We start from the raw sequence: 343 nt of genomic DNA on the forward strand, positions 1-343 counted from the left end.
CCGCCCTCCAGTCCGGACGCCGGTATATCGGTATCGAGCTGCTTGAGCAGTATCACCGTGCCGGGCAGCAACGCCTTTCCGCCGTGCAACGGGCCATGCAGCAGGGGGCCGCGAATGATGACTGGTTTATGCCGGAGGCTGCGTAAATGCACTATGCCGGACACGAAAAACTTCGCGCCGAAGTGGCGGAGGTGGCCAATGCCATGTGCGACCTGCGTACAACCATGAATGAGATGGAGCGGCGGTACAGCTTTAATGCTGACACCCTTCCGGAACGTCTGGTGCGTCAGACGTTGTTTCGCGCAAACCGCCTCCTGATGGAGGCATATACCGAAATTCTGGA

General features: G+C 58.9%; 1 protein-coding gene and 1 pseudogene. Both read left to right on the top strand.

Going from position 1 to position 343, the window contains the following annotated elements; genetic code table 11:
• Nucleotides 1-146, top strand: a pseudogene (locus BEB54_RS29105) (DNA methylase); the annotation flags it as partial.
• On the top strand, nucleotides 147-343 hold a 197-nt coding region (locus BEB54_RS28370), incomplete at its 3' end, for a hypothetical protein (protein WP_105282353.1).

The sequence above is a fragment of the Escherichia sp. MOD1-EC6021 genome (assembly GCF_002965245.1).
Taxonomy (GTDB): domain Bacteria; phylum Pseudomonadota; class Gammaproteobacteria; order Enterobacterales; family Enterobacteriaceae; genus Escherichia; species Escherichia coli_F.